Here is an 18,628-nt window from a genome sequence, read left to right on the forward strand (position 1 = left end):
CCTTGCGTCATCTTCGAAGTTAGGCGCGCGGGGCTATCACTTCTGGACCAGCGGGCACTTCGACTCGGCCAGGGAGGTGTAGGCCTCGGCGGCCGGGATCGTCTGCACGACGTTGTAATAGTCCCAGGGCTCCTTCGATTGGGCCGGCGTCTTGACCTGCATCAGGTACATGTCGTAGCGCATGCGGCCGTCCGGCCCGATCGTGCCGTTCTTGGCGAAGAAGTCGTTGATCTTGGTCTCCTTCATCTTGGCGATGACTTTCGCGCCGTCGTCGCTCTTGAGCGCCTCGACCGCCTTCAGGTAGTGCGTCGTCGCCGAGTTGTCGCCGGCTTGCAGCATCGAGGGCATGCGCTTCATCTTCTCGAAGAAGCGGCGGCTCCAGGCGCGCGATTCGGGGCTCTGGTTCCAATACCAGCCGTCGGTCAGGTACATGCCCTGCGTGGGCTTGAGTCCGAGCGAATGGATGTCGTTGATGAACATCAGCAGGCCGGCCAGCTTCATCGACTTGGTGATGCCAAACTCGTTGGCGGCCTTGATCGAGTTGATGGTGTCGCCGCCGGCGTTGGCCAGGCCGAGCACCTGCGCACCGCTGGATTGCGCCTGCAGCAGGAAGCTGGAGAAATCGCTGGCCGACAGCGGGTGCCGCACTGCGCCGACTACCTTGCCGTCGGCCTTCTTGACCACTGCCCCAGTATCGGCCTCGAGCGAATGACCGAAGGCGTAGTCGGCGGTGAGGAAGAACCAGGTCTTGCCACCCGACTTGACCACCGCATTGCCGGTGCCGCGGGCCAGCGCGACGGTGTCGTAGGCGTAGTGCACGGTGAAGGGCGTGCAGTCTTCGTTGGTCAGCCGGGCCGAGGCCGCGCCGATCGAGATGAACGGCCTCTTCTTCTCGGCGGCAATCTTCGCCATCGCCAGGTTGGTGCCCGAGTTCGTGCCGCCGATCAGCATGTCCAGGCCCTGCCGGTCGAACCATTCGCGCGCCTTGCTCGCGGCGACGTCGGCCTTGTTCTGGTGGTCGGCGTAGAGCACCTCGATCTTCTTGCCGGCGACCTGGCCCTTCATGTCTTCCACCGCCATCCGGATGGCCTCGACGCCACCGGCGCCGTCGATGTCGGCGTACAGGCCCGACATGTCGGTGATGATGCCGATCCTCACCACGTCGTCCGAGATCTGAGCCTGGGCAGCGGCGCTGAAGCCGCAGGCGGCAACGGCGGCAAGTGCGATGCGTTTGAGGGCGAAGGTCATGTCGATATCTCCTTGGTAGATAAGAAAGCGTCGGGATCAGACGCTGAGCAGCTCGTCGAGCGCCGCCTGCTTGTCGGCAAGCTGCGCCGCGGGGAAAGACAAGGCCACGTTGCCGTGCTCGATCACGTGGAAATGGTCGGCCAGGCGCGCGGCGAAACGGAAGTTCTGCTCCACCATCACGATGGTGAAGCCCTGGGTCTTGAGCGTGGTGATCATGCGCGAGAGCGCCTGCACAATCACGGGGGCGAGGCCTTCGGAAATCTCGTCGAGCAGCAGGATGTCGGCGCCGGTGCGCAGGATGCGCGCCACCGCCAGCATCTGCTGTTCGCCGCCTGACAGCCGCGTGCCCTGGCTGGCGCGGCGTTCGGCCAGGTTGGGGAACATCGCGTAGATGTCGGCCTCGCTCATCGGCTTGCCGCGGCTGGTTTTCAGGCGCGGCGGCAGCAGGAGGTTCTCTTCGGCGGAGAGCGACGCGAAGATGCCTCGCTCCTCCGGGCAGTAGCCGATGCCGAGGTGGGCGATGCGGTGCGTGGGCCAGCCGATCGTCTCTTCGCCGTGCACCTTGATGGAGCCCTTGCGATCGCCGGTCAGGCCCAGGATGGCGCGCAAGGTGGTGGTGCGTCCGGCGCCGTTGCGCCCGAGCAGCGTGACGACCTGGCCGCGCGGCACGGTGAGGTCGATGCCGTGCAGGATGTGGCTTTCGCCGTACCAGGCGTGCAGCTTGCGGATTTCGATCGCCGGTGCGTCGGCCATCAATGCGCCCCTTGCAGTTCAGTGGCCTCGCTGCCCATGTAGGCCTCCAGCACCGCAGGATGGCGCGACACCTCTTCGTACGGTCCTTCGGCCAGCACCGCGCCGCGCGCCAGCACGGTGATGCGGTCGGCGATGCTGGCGACCACGCGCATGTTGTGCTCGACCATCAGCACGGTGCGGCCCTCGGCCACGCGCTTGATGAGCGCGGTGACGCGCTCCACGTCTTCATGGCCCATGCCCTGCGTGGGTTCGTCGAGCAGCATCAGTTCGGGACTCATCGCCATGGTGGTGGCGATCTCCAGCGCGCGCTTGCGGCCGTAGGGCAGATCGGCGGCCTGGAGTTGCGCCATGTCGCGCAGATCGACCAGCTCCAGCAGCTCGAGCACCTTGGCGTCGAGCGCGCGCAGGCCGCTCAGGTTCTTCCAGAAGTGAAATGAGGTGCCGGTGAAGCGTTGCAGGCCGATGCGCACGTTCTCCAACACGCTCAAATGCGGAAACACCGCCGAGATCTGGAAGGAGCGGATCACGCCCCGCCGGGCGATCTGCGCCGGCGCTTCGCCGGTGATGTCGTGGCCGTTGAAATGAATCGTGCCGCGCGTGGGTGCAAGGAACTTGGTCAACAGGTTGAAGCACGTGGTCTTGCCGGCGCCGTTGGGGCCGATCAGGGCGTGGATGTGACCGCGCTGCACCTGCAGGTTCACTCGGTCCACGGCCGTGAAGCCCTTGAACTCCTTGGTGAGCTCGCGTGTCTCGAGTATGAAGTCGCTCATGGGGGTGGCAGGCAAGGTTTGAGACTGTAGGCAGGCGTGTTGCGGTGCAGTAGCGGGGTTGCCCCTAAGTTGCGAACGAGTTGCAAGCTTGAACAGTCGCTTAGGCGACAGTCATGCTGCATGGGAAGACGGTGAGGGCACGAGGGGCGCAGGCACGAAGCATCGGAAGCCTCTTGTCGGTGTCGGAAAGTCTGTGACGGCAAGGCGTTTCGCGGTACGGCCTTACGCTTGCGGCTCGGCCTGCGCTTGACGCCGGCCAGCCGCTTGCGGAGGAACACCCGCCATGCCTGAGCTTGTTCACGTGTCTGCCGTGCTGTCGCGCCTGCCGGCTGCGCGCCTGCCCTGTCCGCTGCGCGACGAGCTGCTCGTGCTGCAGGCACACCTGCACGGGCTGGCCGGCGCGCTCGACTGGTCCGCCGTGCAGGCCATGGCCCGGCCCTGGGTGCGGGCGGCGCGCGACGAGCCGGCGCCGTTCTGGGCGATGGAGTCGCTGCTGCGCGAGTACCCGATTTCGAGCAGCGAAGGCCTGGCGCTGATGCGGCTGGCCGAAGCGCTGCTGCGCGTGCCCGATGCCGCCACTGCCATCGCGCTGACGGCGGATCAGCTCGGCCGCGCAGATTTCGAAGGCGGCGCGCACGGCAGGGCCGGCGGCACGCAGCAACTGATGGCCGGCCTGTCGGCCAGCGCCATCGAGTTGTCGAAGAAGTTCCTCCCGCAAGGCGAGCAGCCGCCCAGCTTGTTCAGGCGGCTCGGCGCGCAGACCGTGGTGGCGGCCACCGTGCGGGCCATCCAGTTGCTCGGCCGGCAGTTCGTGCTCGGGCAGTCGATCGGCGAAGCGCTCGAACACGCCGCAGCACAGCGCCGCAGCACGCCCCGCCTGCGCTACAGCTTCGACATGCTCGGCGAAGGGGCGCGCACCGACGCTGCGGCGCAGCGCTATCTGGCTTCCTACCGCGAGGCCATCGCGGCCATCGCCGCGAGTGGCCGTGGGGCGAGGCACAGTGGGCACTCTGGTGGCCCGGAGGACCGCGACGGCATCTCCATCAAGCTCTCGGCGCTGTTCGCGCGCTACGAGGCGTCGCAGCGCGACCGCGTGCTGGGCGAGCTGCTGCCGCGCCTGCTGCTGCTTATCGACGACGCAGCGCGCTCCGACATCAACCTCACGGTCGATGCCGAGGAGAGCGACCGCCTCGAACTTTCGCTGGAGCTGATCGAGGCGGCGGCGGCGCATATTCAGACTCATCACCCGCGGTGGCGCGGCTTCGGCCTGGCGATCCAGGCCTACCAGACACGCGCCGAAGAGTGCGTGCATACCGTGGCTGCCATCGCCCGCGCGCACGGCCTGCGCTTCATGCTGCGGCTGGTCAAGGGCGCTTACTGGGACAGCGAGGTCAAGCGTGCGCAGGAGCTCGGCCTGGCCGCCTATCCGGTGTTCACGCACAAGCACCACACCGACATCTCCTACCTGGCCTGCGCCAAGGCGCTGCTCGACCACGCCGAGGTGATCTACCCGCAGTTCGCGACGCACAACGCCGGCACGATCGCGGCGATCGTGCAGATGGCGCAGGTGCGAGGCGCGGACTTCGAGCTGCAGCGCCTGCACGGCATGGGAGAGAGTCTGTACCGCGAAATCTCGCGGTACAGACTCTCTCCTTCGGAGGAGAGGTCGCCCCGTTCCCCCCCTCTCCCTTCCCAGGAAGGGGGCCTGACACGCAAGGGCGGAGGGCGCGGCTCTGGTTCGCCGCCACTGCGCATCTATGCGCCGGTGGGCGAGCACCGTGATCTGCTGGCCTATCTGGTGCGGCGGCTGCTGGAGAACGGCGCGAACTCGTCATTCGTGCATCAGCTTGCCGATCCGCAGATCGATGTGGAGGAGCTGCTGGCCTCGCCTGTGCATGCTGCGCCGGCGCCCGGTCAGCCGGCGCCGGCAGCGCTGTACGGAGCGGCGCGCCGAAATTCGGCGGGCGTGGACCTGAGCATCACGGCCCAGTGCGAGCCGCTGCTTGCGGCCGTGGCGGTGGGCTCCGTGCCCGAGGTGCCCGAGACGCCTGCTGCTGCGATCGACGCGACGATGCAGCGGCTCGCAAGCGGTTTCCCAGCCTGGAGCGTCGTGCCGCTGGCCGAACGTGCCTCGGTGCTCGAGCGCGCCGCCGACGCGCTGCAAGCCGATCTGCCGGCGTGGTGCGCGCTGCTCGTCGAGGAGGCGCACAAGACCTTCGGCGACTGCGTGGCCGAAGTTCGCGAGGCCATCGACTTCTGCCGCTACTACGCCAGCCAGGCCCGCGAACAGTTGGCGCCGCGCGAACTGCCCGGGCCCACCGGCGAGAGCAATACGTTGCACCTGCGTGGCCGCGGCGTGTTCGTCTGCATCAGCCCGTGGAACTTTCCTCTTGCCATCTTCGCGGGCCAGGTCGCCGCGGCGCTGGTCACGGGCAACAGCGTGGCGGCCAAGCCGGCCGAGCAGACCCCCGGCGTGGCGCGCGCTTTTGTCGATCTGCTGCACCGTTCGGGCGTGCCGCGCGAGGTGCTTGTGCTGCTGCACGGGCCCGGCGAGACGGTCGGCGCCGGCCTGGTGGCCCACCCTCTTGCGGCAGGCGTGTGCTTCACCGGCTCCACGGCGGTCGCCAAGGCCCTCCAGCGCAGCCTGGCCGCGAAGGACGGCGCCATCGTGCCGCTGATCTGCGAGACCGGCGGCCTCAACGCGATGATCGTGGACAGCAGTGCGCTGCCCGAGCAGGGGGTCGATGCCGTCGTGCAGAGCGCCTTCCGCTCGGCCGGCCAGCGCTGCTCGGCCCTGCGGCTGCTGTGCGTGCACGCCAGCGTCGCCGACGGTCTGCTGAGCATGCTGGCGGGCGCGATGCAGGAGCTGCGCGTGGGCGATCCCGCCGAGCTGAGCACCGACGTCGGCCCCGTGATCGACGCCGAGGCGCAAGCCGGCATCCAGGCGCATGTGGAGCGGCTGGAGCGCGAAGCGCGACGCATCGCGCGGCGCGAGCTGCCTGACGGACTGGTCGGCGCCTACATCGCCCCGGTCGCCTACGAGATCGCACAGGTGAGCGACTTGAGGCACGAGGTCTTCGGCCCCGTGCTGCACGTGCTGCGCTGGGGCCCGGGCACGGCAGCGCCGGATGTGCAGACGCTGGTGGCGCAGATCAACGCACTGGGCTATGGCCTGACCCTGGGGGTGCAGACCCGCATCGACTCGCGCGCGCGACACATCGCCGCCGCCGCGCGTGTGGGCAACGTCTACGTGAACCGCAACATGATCGGCGCCGTGGTCGGCGTGCAGCCCTTCGGCGGCGAGGGCCTGTCGGGTACCGGACCGAAGGCGGGCGGGCCGCTTTATCTGTACCGCTTCTGCGGTGAACAGACGGTGACGGTCAATACGGCGGCGGCAGGAGGCAACGTTGAGCTGATGACGTGACGTGAAACTGCCGGCGCGGGGGCGAAACGGCTTGCTGGAGGGGCGCGATCGATCGGCGATTGCGCTTCGAGCATCGGCGATCGCCCGCCGTGTGCTGCGGCCTTTTCGCTGGCTAGACTCCGCCAGAACCGCTCCGCCACGCCCTCAACGCCCCCTTCATGGAGCCGTGACATGACAACTGCCTCTTCCTCCGCGATCGCGTTCATCGGCGGCGGCAACATGGCCAGCGCCTTGATCGGGGGCCTGCGGCGCAGCGGCGTCGCGGCCGCCGACATCATCGTGGTCGAGCCCTGGGCCGAGCAGCGCGAACGGCTGAGGCGCGAGTTCGAGATCGTGGCCCACGAGCAGGCCACGCCGGCCCTGGCTGCGGCGAGACTGGTGGTGTGGGCGGTGAAGCCGCAGCTTTTCCAGGAGGCAGCGGCGCCTTGCAGGGCGCATGTCGCCGGCGCGGCGCAGCTCAGCGTGATGGCCGGCATCCGCAGCGACGCGATCGTGCGCGCCAGCGGCAGCGAGCGCGTGGTGCGCGCCATGCCCAACACGCCGGCCTTGATCGGCCAGGGCATCGCCGGGCTGTATGCGCGGCCCGAAGTCGGTGCCCAAGAACGTGCCGGCGTCGAGACGCTGCTGGCGCCCACCGGCCGCCTGCTCTGGGTCGATCGGGAAGCGGACCTCGATGCGGTGACCGCGCTGTCGGCGTCCGGCCCGGCCTACGTGTTCCTCTTCCTCGAGGCCTTCATCGAGGCAGCGCGCGACATGGGCCTGAGCGCGGAGCAAGGCCGCGCACTGGCTCTGGGCACTTTTGCGGGGGCCACTGCCCTGGCCGAGCAGAGCCCCGAGCCGCCTGCCGTGCTGCGCGAGCGCGTCACGTCCAAGGGCGGCACGACGCACGCCGCACTGAGCGCCATGCAGGCCGACGGCGTGCGCGAGGCGATCGTGCGCGCGGTGCGCGCGGCGCAGCGCCGGGCCGCCGAGCTGGGCGACGAGTTCGGGCGCTGAGCGCCCTTGCGGGGCGGCGGTGTCTATGCGCCGTGTTCTCGGCGGCGGTATCCGCGGGTTCAAGGTGATCGAGCGCCGGAAGGGCCTCCTTCGGCGGATCGGCATCGCCGGGACCGAGCCGGGCGGCGCCGCCCGCCGCCGCAGGCGGCGTCGGGGCATGAGCAGCTTCGCCGGCCCGCATGCAAAGCCGGCATCGATGCCCCTCGCGCGTTCCCCTTCTCCGGCCTAAAGTGCTTCGTACCGCGCCGCCCGCACGGCCGCATCACGACGACCCCCAAGGACACCGCATGAGCCCGACCTCGCCGATGCCGCCGCAGACCTCCTTCCTCTCCTACGTCACGCCCTCGCCGACCAGCCCCTGGGGCACCTATCTGTCGCAGGTCGATCGCGTGGTGCCCTATCTGGGCGAACTCGGCCGCTGGGCCGAAACGCTCAAGCGCCCCAAGCGCGCGCTCATCGTCGATGTGCCGATGGAAATGGACGACGGCAGCGTGCGCCACTTCGAGGGCTACCGCGTGCAGCACAACCTCTCGCGCGGGCCGGGCAAGGGCGGCGTGCGCTATCACCCGGACGTGACGCTCGAGGAGGTGATGGCGCTGTCGGCCTGGATGACGGTGAAGTGCGCAGCGGTGAACCTGCCCTATGGCGGTGCGAAGGGCGGCATCCGCGTCGATCCCAAGCTGCTCAGCCTCAAGGAGCTGGAGAAGATGACGCGCCGCTACACCAGCGAGATCGGCATCATCATCGGCCCGCAACGCGACATCCCGGCGCCGGACGTCAACACCAACGGCCAGATCATGGCCTGGATGATGGACACCTATTCGATGAACACCGGCGCCACCGCGACCGGCGTCGTCACCGGCAAGCCCATCCACCTGGGCGGTTCGCTGGGCAGGGTGAAGGCCACCGGCCGCGGGGTGTTCGTCACCGGCCGCGAGGCGGCGCGGCGCCTGGGCATGAGCCTGGACGGCGCACGCGTGGCGGTGCAGGGCTTCGGCAACGTGGGCAGCTCGGCGGCGGAACTGTTCGCGCAGGCCGGCGCGAAGATCGTCGCGGTGCAGGACCACACCGGCACCATCGTCAATACCGGCGGCCTGGACCTCTCCGAACTGATGCCGCTGCTCAGGCGCGAAGGCGGCATCGGCACCTTCGCCGGCTGCGAGAAGGCGGCTGACGAGGATTTCTGGGATGTCGATTGCGACATCCTCATCCCGGCTGCGCTCGAAGGCGTGATCACCGCGGCGCGTGCCCACCGCATCAAGGCCAAGCTCGTGCTCGAAGGCGCCAACGGCCCGACCGTGCCCGAGGCCGACGACATCCTGCACGACCGCGGCGTGCTGATCGTGCCCGACGTGATCTGCAACGCCGGCGGCGTGACGGTCAGCTACTTCGAATGGGTGCAGGACTTCTCGTCCTTCTTCTGGACGGAAGACGAGATCAACGTGCGGCTCGACAAGATCATGGTCGATGCGCTGCGCAAGATCTGGGACACCGCCGACCGCCACAAGACCACCCTGCGCACCGCCACCTTCGCGGTGGCCTGCGAACGCATCCTCATCGCGCGCGAGGAGCGCGGCTTGTATCCCTGATAGTCCAGGTCGCCGACCCCGGCACATTTGCCCGGCCACCGAGTAATACACTGCGGCTTTGTGTATTACTCGCGGAGTCGCCAATGGCCACCACCATGACCGTCAAGGGGCAGGTCACCATTCCCAAGAAGGTGCGAGACGCGCTGCGGCTCGCCCCGGGCGACAGCGTGGACTTCGGCGTCAATCGCGAGGGCCAGATTGTCGTCAACAAGGCCGGGGGCAACCGACCCACCGGCAAGCGTGATCGCTTCGAGGCGGCACGCGGCACCGCGCAGGTGAAGTGGCGCACCGACGACTTGATGAAGTTGCTCCGCGGGACGGATTGAAGAGCCCGCCGCGTGCTGCTGATCGACACAAACGTCCTCGTCGACGTGCTCGAGGACGATCCCGATTGGGCCAATTGGTCGGTGCGCCAGTTGCGCGCGCAGTCGCAGGTGCACGAACTGTTGATCAACCCGGTGATTTACTCGGAGTTGTCGCTGACCTTCGAATCCGTCGAAGCGCTCGACGAGGCCATCGGCGGCATGGGGCTGGAGATTCGGGAATTGCCGCGCCCGGCCTTGTTCCTTGCCGGCAAGGCGTTTGTCAAATATCGCCGAGCCGGCGGTCGCAAGAGCAACGTGCTGGCCGATTTCTTCATCGGCGCACACGCCGCGGTGCTCGGTTGCGCCATCCTGACGCGTGACGTGCGTCGCTACCGTGGCTACTTTCCGAGTGTGGCGTTGATCGCTCCGGAGAAGGACTGAAGTCGTCGACATGCATGGCGCCGCCGTCATGCTCGATTGGCAAGCCGGACGTTGTCCGGCCCGGCGAAGGGACGGCGGCGCCAGTCTCAGGCGATGTCGAAACGGTCGAGATTCATCACCTTGGCCCACGCAGCCACGAAGTCCTCGACGAACTTCTTCTGCGCGTCCGAGCCACCGTAGACCTCTGCGATGGCGCGCAGCTGCGCGTTCGAACCGAAGACCAGATCGACCCGCGTGGCGGTCCCCCTGGGTTCGCCGGTCTTGCGGTCACGGCCTTCGAACTGTTCCTGGCCGTCCGAGACGCCCTTCCACTCGGTGCCCATGTCGAGCAGGTTGACGAAGTAGTCGTTGGTCAAGGTGCCCGGCTTCTTGGTGAAGACGCCGTGCCGGTTCTGGCCGACATTGGCACCCAGCACGCGCAAGCCACCCACGAGGACGGTCATTTCCGGCGCCGTCAACGTCAGCAACTGCGCCTTGTCGATCAGCAGTGCCTCGGCCGGCACGCTGTAGCGCGCCTTCTGGTAGTTGCGAAAGCCCTCCGCGACCGGTTCGAGCGGCGCGAAGGCCGGCACGTCGGTCTGATCCTGCGAGGCATCCGTGCGGCCCGGCGTGAACGGCACCGTGACCTCGTGGCCGGCATCGCGGGCGGCCTTCTCGACACCAGCACCGCCGGCCAGCACGATCAGGTCGGCCAGCGAGACTTTCTTGCCGCCCGCCTGCGCCGCATTGAACTCGTTGCGGATGCCTTCCAGCCCCTGCAGCACCTTCGCCAATTGCTCCGGCTGGTTGACGGCCCAGTCCTTCTGCGGCGCGAGACGGATGCGCGCGCCATTCGCGCCGCCGCGCTTGTCCGAGCCGCGGAAGGTGGACGCCGACGCCCAGGCGGTCGAGACGAGTTGCGCCACCGTCAGGCTCGATGCCAGCACCTTCTTCTTGAGGGAAGCGACATCCTGTTCGTCGACCAGCGCGTGATCGACCGCGGGGACCGGGTCCTGCCAGAGGAGTTCTTCGGCAGGCACCTCGGGGCCCAGATAGCGGGCGCGGGGCCCCATGTCACGGTGCGTCAGCTTGAACCAGGCCCGCGCGAAGGCATCGGCGAACTGGTCGGGGTTCTCCATGAAGCGCCGGGAGATCTTCTCGTAGGCCGGGTCCAGGCGCAGCGAGAGGTCGGTGGTCAGCATCGTCGGCGGCAGGCGCTTGGCCTGGTCGTGGGCGTGCGGAATCTTGTTTGCGCCGGCGCCCCCTTTGGCCACCCACTGCTGCGCGCCGGCCGGGCTCTTCGTCAGTTCCCATTCGAAGCCGAACAGGTTCTCGAAGTATTCGTTGGTCCACTGCGTCGGCTTGCTCGTCCAGGTGACTTCCAGGCCGCTGGTGATGGTGTCGCCGCCCTTGCCGGTGCCGAAGCCGTTCTTCCAGCCGAAGCCCTGGTGCTCGAGCTCGACGGCCTCGGGGTTGTCGCCGACGTTCGTCGCGGGCGCCGCGCCGTGGGTCTTGCCGAAGGTGTGTCCGCCGGCGATCAGCGCCACCGTCTCTTCGTCGTCCATCGCCATGCGGGCGAAGGTCTCGCGGATGTCCTTCGCGGCAGCGATGGGATCGGGCTTGCCGTCCGGGCCTTCGGGGTTGACGTAGATGAGGCCCATCTGCGCGGCGCCGAGCGGGTTTTCGAGGTCGCGCGTGTGCTCGACCTGGCTGTCGTCCTCCGAGTCGAGCACGCTCTGGCCCGAGACACCGGGCGAGCCTCGCGCGTAGCGCTCGTCGCCGCCGAGCCACTTCGTCTCGCGACCCCAGTACACGTCCTGGTCGGGCTCCCACACGTCCGCGCGGCCGCCGCCGAAGCCGAAGGTCTTGAAGCCCATGCTTTCCAGCGCGACGTTGCCGGTGAGGATCATCAGGTCGGCCCACGAGATCTTGTTGCCGTACTTTTGCTTGATCGGCCACAGCAGGCGGCGGGCCTTGTCGAGACTCACGTTGTCCGGCCAGCTATTCAACGGCGCGAAGCGCTGCTGGCCGCGGCCAGCACCCCCACGGCCGTCGCCGATGCGGTAGGTACCGGCGCTGTGCCACGCCATGCGGATGAACAGCGGACCGTAGTGTCCGAAATCCGCCGGCCACCAGTCCTGGGAGTCCGTCATCAAGGCTGCGAGGTCCTGCTTCACTGCAGCGAGATCGAGGCTCTTGAAAGCCTCGGCGTAGTCGAAGCCCTTTCCCATCGGGTCGGACTTGGAGGAATGCTGATGGAGCAGATCCACGCGCAATTGCTTGGGCCACCACTCGCGGTTGGTCGTGCCACTGGTTGCGTCTTGGCTGAACGGACACTTCGCTTCGGTCTTTTCGCTACCCATCTTGGCAACTCCTATTTTTTGCAGTGAGAGGGAAAGTGATCAGGGGCCAGCAAATTCTCTTGCACAAGCGGCCTGACTCGACGAGAAACACGCTATCCCGTCGATAGCCCGCGGGCCTGGGGCAGGCTCACACCCTACCTGGACGCCCCGGCATTGCCGATCGAGTTCGCTGGCTCGTGCGACTCGCCTTCAGCGGCGCAGCATGAAGTCGGCAGCAATTCCGGCGAACACCGCGAGGCCGAGCCAGTGGTTCAGCCGGAAGGCCTTGAAGCAGCCGTCGCGGCCTCGCTCGCGGATGAGCGCCCAGTGCCACAACGCCTGCGCGAGCGCGGCCAACAGACCGAGCATGAAGGGGCCTCGCAGGCCCTGCTGAACGCCGAGGAGGCCCCAGCTTGCCAGGTAGATGCCGTAAAAGCCCATCACCGCGGCGACGTCGAAGCGGCCGAGCGTGATGGCCGAGGTGCGGATGCCGATGTTCAGGTCGTCGTCGCGGTCGACCATCGCGTATTCGGTGTCGTAGGCCAGCACCCAGAAGAGATTGCCGGCGAGCAGGGCCCAGGCGAGCGGCGGCACGGCCTTGCCGAATCCGGCAGCAACACCCTCGACCGTGCCACCGTGCACGGCCGCAAAAGCCATCGGGATGCCGAAGCTGAAGGCCACTCCCAGCACGGCCTGCGGCACCGACACGAAACGCTTCGCATACGGATAGGCCATGGTGATGGCGAGTGCCGCGAACGACAGCAGCACGGTCGCCCGATTCGTCGTCATCACCAGCGCGAAGGCAGCCAGCGCCAGGAAAGCCCCGAGCAAAAGGGCCTCGCGCACCGACACCGCGCCGCGCGTCACCGGTCGCTGCGCCGTGCGCTTTACATGACGGTCGAAGTCGCGGTCGGCGACGTCGTTGATGCAGCAGCCGGCACTGCGCATGAGGATGGTGCCGAGCGTGAAGACGGCCAGCAGGTGCCAGCCCGGAAAGCCCCCCGCGGCCAGCCACAGCGCCGACAAGGTGGGCCACAGCAGCAGCAGCCAGCCAGCGGGGCGCCGCCAGCGGATCAGGTCCAGCCACAGCGCCAGGCGCGAGGTGGAGGTGGGCGCGACCGAGGAGTTGCTCACCCGCGCGATTCCTCACTCCTCCAGCAAGCTGCGCAACATCCACGCCGACTGCTCATGCACGGCAAGGCGCTGAGTCAGCAGATCGGCGGTCGGCTCGTCGTGGGCCTTGTCGGCGAGTGGGAAGAGCTTGCGCGCCGTGCGCGCTACCGCCTCGTGGCCTGCGACCAGGATGCGCACCATCTCCATCGCCTTGGGCGGCGTGGCCGGCACGTCGGCCAGCGAGCTGAGCTCGCCGAACTGGCGATACGAGCCCTGGGCCGGAAAGCCGAGCGCGCGCACGCGCTCGGCCACCGGATCGACCGCGTTCCACAACTCGGTGTACTGCTCCATGAACATGGTATGAAGCGTGTTGAACATCGGCCCCGTCACGTTCCAGTGGAAGTTGTGGGTCGTGAGATAGAGCGTGTAGGTGTCGGCCAGCAGGGCGTTCAGGCCGTCGGCGATGGCGCTGCGGTCCTTTTCGGCGATGCCGATGTCCACAATGGGCACTTTGTTCTTGGGCTTTGCCATCGCGGGAGCTCCTTGATCACTGCAGCGGGGTGACTGTCACTGTAGCCAAAAGGGCCGCCGGCGTGTACTGGATCAGGCGAGGAGGTCGTAGCGATCCCGGTTCATCACCGTGGTCCGGGCGGCCACGAAGCTCTGCACGAAGGCCCGGTGCACATCGCTGGATCCATACACCTCCGCGGGAGCCCGGATTCTCAATTTCCGGACCGAACCTGGCGCAAGGCCGCGCCGCAGGTTGGCGGCCCTACTTGCGGGTGAGCAGCAACTGCCCCGCTTTCTGCAGGCGGCCCTTGAGGCCGTTCGCGATGGCGCCGAGGAAGCCCGGCAGCTCGATCTCCATCTTCACCGTGTTGTCGAGCACGTCGATCACGCCGCGCACGGTCTGGCCGAGCGCCGAAGCGCTGAAGGCCAGGCGGTCGCCGTCCCAGCTTTCGGTGACGTGGCCGGCGCCCCCGCCGGGCAATTGCTGCAGCATCTTGGCAAAGCCGTCCTCGATGCGGCGGCGCGCCTCGGCGCGGCCGAGCTGATGCGGAATGTCGACGGTGATCGGGGTCGTCATCTAGCGGGTGTAGCAAGACGCGTGCGCTGAACACCGAGGCCGTAAGCGTCTCACCCGGTGAGCCGGCTCACGCCCGGCAGCTGGCAGGCGTAGATGGCATTGCGCAGCGCGGCGATGGCCTCATAGCGTGTGAAGCTGCGTCGCCAGACGAGCACCACGCGGCGCGTCGGCACGGGCGCGGCGAAGGGTACATAGCTCATGTGCTGCTGCTGGCCGCTGGCCATCGAAAGCTGCGGCACGACCGTGATGCCCATGCCGGAAGCCACCATGTACTTGATGGTCTCCAGCGAGGAGCCCTCGAAGCTCTTGCGGATGCCCTCGGCGTCGCTGGCGAAGCGCGCGTATTCCGGGCAGACCTCGAGCACGTGGTCGCGAAAGCAGTGGCCGGTGCCGAGCAGCAGCATGGTCTCCTTCTTCAGCTCCTCGGACGAGATGCTGTCGCGCCGGGCCAGAGGATGGCTGTCGGGCACCGCCACCACGAAGGGCTCGTCGTAGAGCGGCGCGATGGCCAGTCCGGCGTCGGGAAAGGGCTCGGCCAGGATGGCGGCATCCAGCTCGCCGGCACGCAGCATCTCCAGCAGCTTGACGGTGAAGTTCTCTTGCAGCACCAGCGGCATCTGCGGGAACAGCTCGATCGCCTGCTTGACCAGATCGGGCAACAGGTAGGGCCCGATCGTGTAAATGATGCCGAGCCGCAGCGGCCCGGCCAGCGGGTCCTTGCCGCGCTTGGCGATCTCGCGGATGGCCTGCGACTGCTCGAGCACCGACTGCGCCTGACGCACGATCTCCTCGCCCAGCGGCGTGACCGAAACCTCCGAACTGCCGCGCTCGAACAGCTTGACCTCGAGCTCGTCTTCCAGCTTCTTGATCGCCACCGACAGGGTGGGCTGCGACACGAAACAGGCCTCGGCCGCCCGGCCGAAATGCCGCTCGCGCGCGACGGCGACGATGTAGCGCAGCTCGGTCAAGGTCATGAAGCAGGATATCGCAGCCGATCGCGATGCGATTCGCGCGAGAAGGGCGGCAGCGAAGGTTTGCTTCGCTCTCTCCCCGCGCGCTCATGGGAGACGGAGCAAGCGACAACGCTCCTAAGCCTTCAGGTAGTCGGCCTTGCCGCCGAGCCACCGCTCCACGTGCGCCCGAGCCGCGCCCGGGTGGTTCGCGAGGAGGCCCGGCGCCATCGCACGGGCGTGCGCGAGCAGCACGTCGTCCTCGTTGAGGTCGGCGAAACGCAACAGCGCCGCGCCGCTTTGCCGCGCGCCCATGAACTCACCCGGGCCGCGGATGTCGAGGTCGCGGCGGGCGATCTCGAAACCGTCGTTGGTTTCGGACATGGCCTTCAGGCGAGCCCGGCCGGTGTCCGACAGCGGCGGGGTGTAGAGCAGCACGCACACGCTGGCCGCGCTGCCGCGGCCGACGCGCCCGCGCAGCTGGTGGAGCTGCGACAGGCCGAAGCGCTCGGCATGTTCGATGACCATCAGGCTGGCGCCCGGCACATCGACGCCGACTTCGATCACGGTGGTCGAGACCAGGACCGCCATGTGGCCGCCGGTGAAGCCTTCCATCACCGCCGCCTTCTCGGCGGCCCCCATGCGCCCGTGCAGCAGGCCGACCGCGCTTTCGGGCAGCGCAGCGGCGAGCTGGGCGTGCGTCGCGGTGGCGTTCTTCAGATCCAGCGTTTCAGATTCCTCGATCAGCGGGCAGACCCAGTACACCTGCCGCCCGCTCGCCACCGCTTCGCGCACGCGGGCGATCACGTCGTCGCGGCGGGTGTCGGCGAAGAGTTTGGTGACGATGGGCGTGCGGCCCGGCGGCAGCTCGTCGAGGGTGCTGACGTCAAGGTCCGCAAAGTAGGTCATCGACAGCGTGCGCGGGATCGGCGTGGCCGACATCATGAGCAGGTGCGGTTCGAGCGCGGGGGAAGCCCCGGCTTGTTCGACGAGTTTTTGCCGCAAGGCGAGCCGCTGCGCCACGCCGAAGCGGTGCTGCTCGTCGATGATGGCCAGGCCCAGGCGCTGGAACACCACGCGGTCCTGGATGACGGCGTGCGTGCCCACCACCAGCCGCGCACTGCCGTCGGCCACGCTCGCCATCATCTGCGCGCGCGCCTTGCCCTTTTGGCCGCCGGTGAGCCAGGCCACGCCCACGCCCAGCGGCTCGAGCCAGCCGACGAGCTTGCGGAAGTGCTGGTCGGCCAGGATCTCGGTGGGCGCCATTAGCGCGCATTGCCAGCCGGCATCGATCGCGATCGTCGCGGCCAGCGCGGCCACCACCGTCTTGCCGGAGCCCACGTCGCCCTGAAGCAGCCGGTGCGTCGGTTGGGGCCGGGCCAGGTCGTGCGCAATTTCCTCGGCGACGCGGCGCTGTGCGGCCGTTAGCTGAAAGGGCAGCGCGGCGAGCAAGCGCTCATGCAGGCCCCGAGCGCCATCGGGCGACGCGGGGTCAGCGGGCACCGCGGCGCGAGGGGCCGGTGTGCGAAGCGCCGGCGCACGCAGGGCGGCGCGTTCTCGTTGAGCCTGCAAGCGCGAGAGCTGCTGCGCCAGCAACTCGTCGAATTTCAGCCGCTGCCAGGCTGGATGACTGCGGTCTTCGAGTGCACCCAGCGGCACTTCGGGCGCCGGCTGGTGCAGGAACTCGAGCGCCTCCTTCAGCGGCGGCAGGCCTCGCGGGACGCAGCCCGACGGCAGCAGCTCGGCAAGCGGCGCCCGCTGCAACGCCGACGCGACGGCCTTGCGCAGGTAGGCCTGAGGAAGCTGCGCGCTGGTCGGATAGACCGGCGTGAGCGCCGTCGCCAGCGGCGTCTCGCCCGTCACCGGCTTGAAACTGGGATGGACCATTTCGCGACCGAGAAAGCCGCCGCGCAGCTCGCCGCGCACCCGCACGCACGCGCCGACGGCGAGCGCCTTCTGGTGCGACGGGTAGAAGTGCAGGAAGCGCAGCAGCAGCTCGCCGCTGCCGTCGTCGATATGCACCAGCAGTTGTCGGCGTGCGCGCTGCTCGATGCGGCTGCCGGTGACGACGCCCTCGATCTGCACCGTCTGGCCGTCGCGTGCATCGGCCAGGCGGCTGATCCTGGTTTCGTCCTCATAGCGCAGCGGCAGGTGCAGCGCCAGGTCGATGTCGCGCACGAGGCCGAGCTTTTCGAGCGCGCGGGCCGGGCCGGACTTGGGGGCGGTCTGGCTTGCCGGTTTCGTCGCGATTTGCTTGGGGCTCTTCGCACGGACCGCGCGGTGTTCGGAGGCGGTGGCTGCAGCGCTCGTGCCGGCCGGCCCGGCCTCGGGTGAGGCTGTCGCGGTTGCGGTCGCGGCCGCGGCCGCGACCGTGGTCGCAGTCGCAGTCGCAGTCGCTTCAGCGCTGCGCGCTGCAACCGGGCCGGTCGCAGCGCGGGCAGCGGTCACGGCGTCGTGGCGGGACTCGGGCATGGAACAATTCTGCCCCTTGCTCCCCTCAGGCCGGTCCAGCCTGAACGCCCATGCCCCCTGTTCCAGACGGCGCGCCGCCGCGCTTGACCCTCGCCGATTTCGACTTCGCCCTGCCGGCCGACTTGATCGCCCAGCATCCCGCCGACGAGCGCAGCGCCTCGCGTTTGCTCGATGGCCGCCTGCTGCCGCCGGCGGACCGCCGCTTCCGCGAATTGCCCGCTCTGCTGCGAGCGGGCGACCTGGTGGTGTTCAACGACACGCGCGTGATCAAGGCGCGACTGCACGGGTTCAAGGCGAGCGGCGGCGCGGTCGAGGCGCTCGTCGAGCGGGTGTTGCCCCCGGCCGCCGACGCCGGCTTCGAGGTCTGGGCTCATCTGCGCGCGAGCAAGTCGCCGCGGCCCGGCAGCCGCCTTTGCTTCTGCGCGCGCGACGGCAGCGCGGCCTTCGAGGTCGAGGTGCTGGGCCGCTGCGGACCCGAGGGCGATCTGTTCCGCCTGTGCTTTCCGACCGACCCTCATGCGCTGCTGGAGCGCCACGGCCATGTGCCCCTGCCGCCCTACATCGGCCATGCCGACGATGCCGATGACGAACGCCGTTACCAGACCGTGTTCGCCCGTGCGCCCGGCGCAGTGGCCGCGCCGACCGCCGCACTGCACTTCGACGATGCGGTGCTGGCCGAACTCGCCGCGCGGGGCGTCGCGAGCGCCGCCGTGACCCTGCACGTGGGGGCCGGCACATTCCTGCCGGTGCGTGCGGACGACATCGCCCGGCACCGCATGCACAGCGAATGGTTCGATCTGCCACAGGCCACCATCGATGCGATCGTGCGCACCCGGGCCGCCGGCGGACGCATCGTCGCCATCGGCACGACCACGCTGCGCGCGCTCGAATCGGCCGCCCGCGGCAGCGACGGCCGGCTGCAGGCGGGCGCGCGCGAGACCGACATCTTCATCACGCCGGGCTTCGAGTTCCGCGTGGTCGACGTGCTGCTCACGAACTTTCATCTGCCCAAGAGCACGCTTCTGATGCTGGTCAGCGCCTTCGCCGGTTTTGAGCGCATCCGCGCGCTGTATGCGCATGCGATCGACGAGCGCTACCGCTTCTTCAGCTATGGCGACGCGATGCTGCTCGAACGCAGCGGCGACCCGTTTCGCTGAGC

Annotated in this window: 15 protein-coding genes; 6 read left to right on the forward strand and 9 right to left on the reverse strand. The window is 68.5% G+C overall.

The window, feature by feature from the left end:
• Positions 1-36: 36 nt before the first annotated feature.
• The 3 genes from H0W40_RS00345 to H0W40_RS00355 are packed head-to-tail and all read right to left on the reverse strand — an operon-like array spanning position 37 to position 2,771.
• Positions 37-1,248, reverse strand: coding sequence for an ABC transporter substrate-binding protein (locus tag H0W40_RS00345; protein ID WP_292441939.1), 1,212 nt, complete (start codon positions 1,246-1,248; stop codon positions 37-39).
• Between the two features lie 36 nt (positions 1,249-1,284).
• Complete coding sequence (locus H0W40_RS00350; RefSeq protein WP_292441940.1) at positions 1,285-2,001, reverse strand: ABC transporter ATP-binding protein; 717 nt, start codon at positions 1,999-2,001, stop codon at positions 1,285-1,287.
• Entirely contained in the window at positions 2,001-2,771 is a 771-nt protein-coding gene (locus H0W40_RS00355; RefSeq protein WP_292441941.1) for an ABC transporter ATP-binding protein, read from the reverse strand. The genes H0W40_RS00350 and H0W40_RS00355 overlap by 1 nt, the downstream gene beginning before the upstream one ends.
• Before the next feature lie 283 nt (positions 2,772-3,054).
• Here H0W40_RS00355 and H0W40_RS00360 point away from each other — a divergent pair, with 283 nt between their 5' ends.
• The 5 genes from H0W40_RS00360 (at position 3,055) to H0W40_RS00380 (ending at position 9,526) form a co-directional block, all read left to right on the forward strand.
• Complete coding sequence (locus tag H0W40_RS00360) at positions 3,055-6,195, forward strand: L-glutamate gamma-semialdehyde dehydrogenase (protein WP_292441942.1); 3,141 nt, start codon at positions 3,055-3,057, stop codon at positions 6,193-6,195.
• 171 nt (positions 6,196-6,366) lie between these two features.
• Positions 6,367-7,191 carry a pyrroline-5-carboxylate reductase gene (proC, locus tag H0W40_RS00365; RefSeq protein ID WP_292441944.1) on the forward strand — a complete coding sequence of 275 codons (825 nt, stop codon included), beginning with the start codon at positions 6,367-6,369 and terminating at the stop codon, positions 7,189-7,191.
• 287 nt (positions 7,192-7,478) lie between these two features.
• Positions 7,479-8,780: a Glu/Leu/Phe/Val dehydrogenase gene (locus H0W40_RS00370; RefSeq protein ID WP_292441946.1), complete on the forward strand. Its 1,302-nt coding sequence runs from the start codon at positions 7,479-7,481 to the stop codon at positions 8,778-8,780.
• Between the two features lie 83 nt (positions 8,781-8,863).
• The gene (locus tag H0W40_RS00375) at positions 8,864-9,106 is read left to right on the forward strand and encodes an AbrB/MazE/SpoVT family DNA-binding domain-containing protein (RefSeq protein ID WP_292441948.1); all 243 of its coding nucleotides are present in this window, start codon (positions 8,864-8,866) and stop codon (positions 9,104-9,106) included.
• A gap of 12 nt (positions 9,107-9,118) precedes the next feature.
• On the forward strand, positions 9,119-9,526 hold the full coding sequence (locus H0W40_RS00380) for a type II toxin-antitoxin system VapC family toxin (protein WP_292441951.1): 408 nt from the start codon (positions 9,119-9,121) through the stop codon (positions 9,524-9,526).
• A gap of 86 nt (positions 9,527-9,612) precedes the next feature.
• On the opposite strand, the gene katG is transcribed toward H0W40_RS00380, so the two are convergent.
• The 6 genes from katG to recG all read right to left on the reverse strand — a co-directional run bounded on the left by katG (position 9,613) and on the right by recG (position 17,469).
• On the reverse strand, positions 9,613-11,868 hold the full coding sequence (gene katG / locus H0W40_RS00385) for a catalase/peroxidase HPI (protein ID WP_292441954.1): 2,256 nt from the start codon (positions 11,866-11,868) through the stop codon (positions 9,613-9,615).
• Between the two features lie 189 nt (positions 11,869-12,057).
• The gene (gene ubiA / locus H0W40_RS00390; protein ID WP_292441955.1) at positions 12,058-12,981 is read right to left on the reverse strand and encodes a 4-hydroxybenzoate octaprenyltransferase; all 924 of its coding nucleotides are present in this window, start codon (positions 12,979-12,981) and stop codon (positions 12,058-12,060) included.
• A 12-nt stretch (positions 12,982-12,993) separates the two neighbouring features.
• Entirely contained in the window at positions 12,994-13,491 is a 498-nt protein-coding gene (locus H0W40_RS00395; RefSeq protein ID WP_292441956.1) for a Dps family protein, read from the reverse strand.
• A 241-nt stretch (positions 13,492-13,732) separates the two neighbouring features.
• Positions 13,733-14,047: a polyhydroxyalkanoic acid system family protein gene (locus H0W40_RS00400; protein ID WP_292441958.1), complete on the reverse strand. Its 315-nt coding sequence runs from the start codon at positions 14,045-14,047 to the stop codon at positions 13,733-13,735.
• Positions 14,048-14,097: 50 nt separating this feature from the next.
• On the reverse strand, positions 14,098-15,021 hold the full coding sequence (locus H0W40_RS00405; protein ID WP_292441959.1) for a LysR substrate-binding domain-containing protein: 924 nt from the start codon (positions 15,019-15,021) through the stop codon (positions 14,098-14,100).
• A gap of 114 nt (positions 15,022-15,135) precedes the next feature.
• On the reverse strand, positions 15,136-17,469 hold the full coding sequence (gene recG / locus H0W40_RS00410; protein ID WP_292441961.1) for an ATP-dependent DNA helicase RecG: 2,334 nt from the start codon (positions 17,467-17,469) through the stop codon (positions 15,136-15,138).
• 50 nt (positions 17,470-17,519) lie between these two features.
• Here recG and queA point away from each other — a divergent pair, with 50 nt between their 5' ends.
• Entirely contained in the window at positions 17,520-18,626 is a 1,107-nt protein-coding gene (gene queA / locus H0W40_RS00415) for a tRNA preQ1(34) S-adenosylmethionine ribosyltransferase-isomerase QueA (protein WP_292441962.1), read from the forward strand.
• The last annotated feature ends 2 nt before the right edge of the window (positions 18,627-18,628 follow it).

It is taken from the genome of Methylibium sp. (assembly GCF_013817345.1).
Classification (GTDB): Bacteria; Pseudomonadota; Gammaproteobacteria; order Burkholderiales; family Burkholderiaceae_C; genus Methylibium.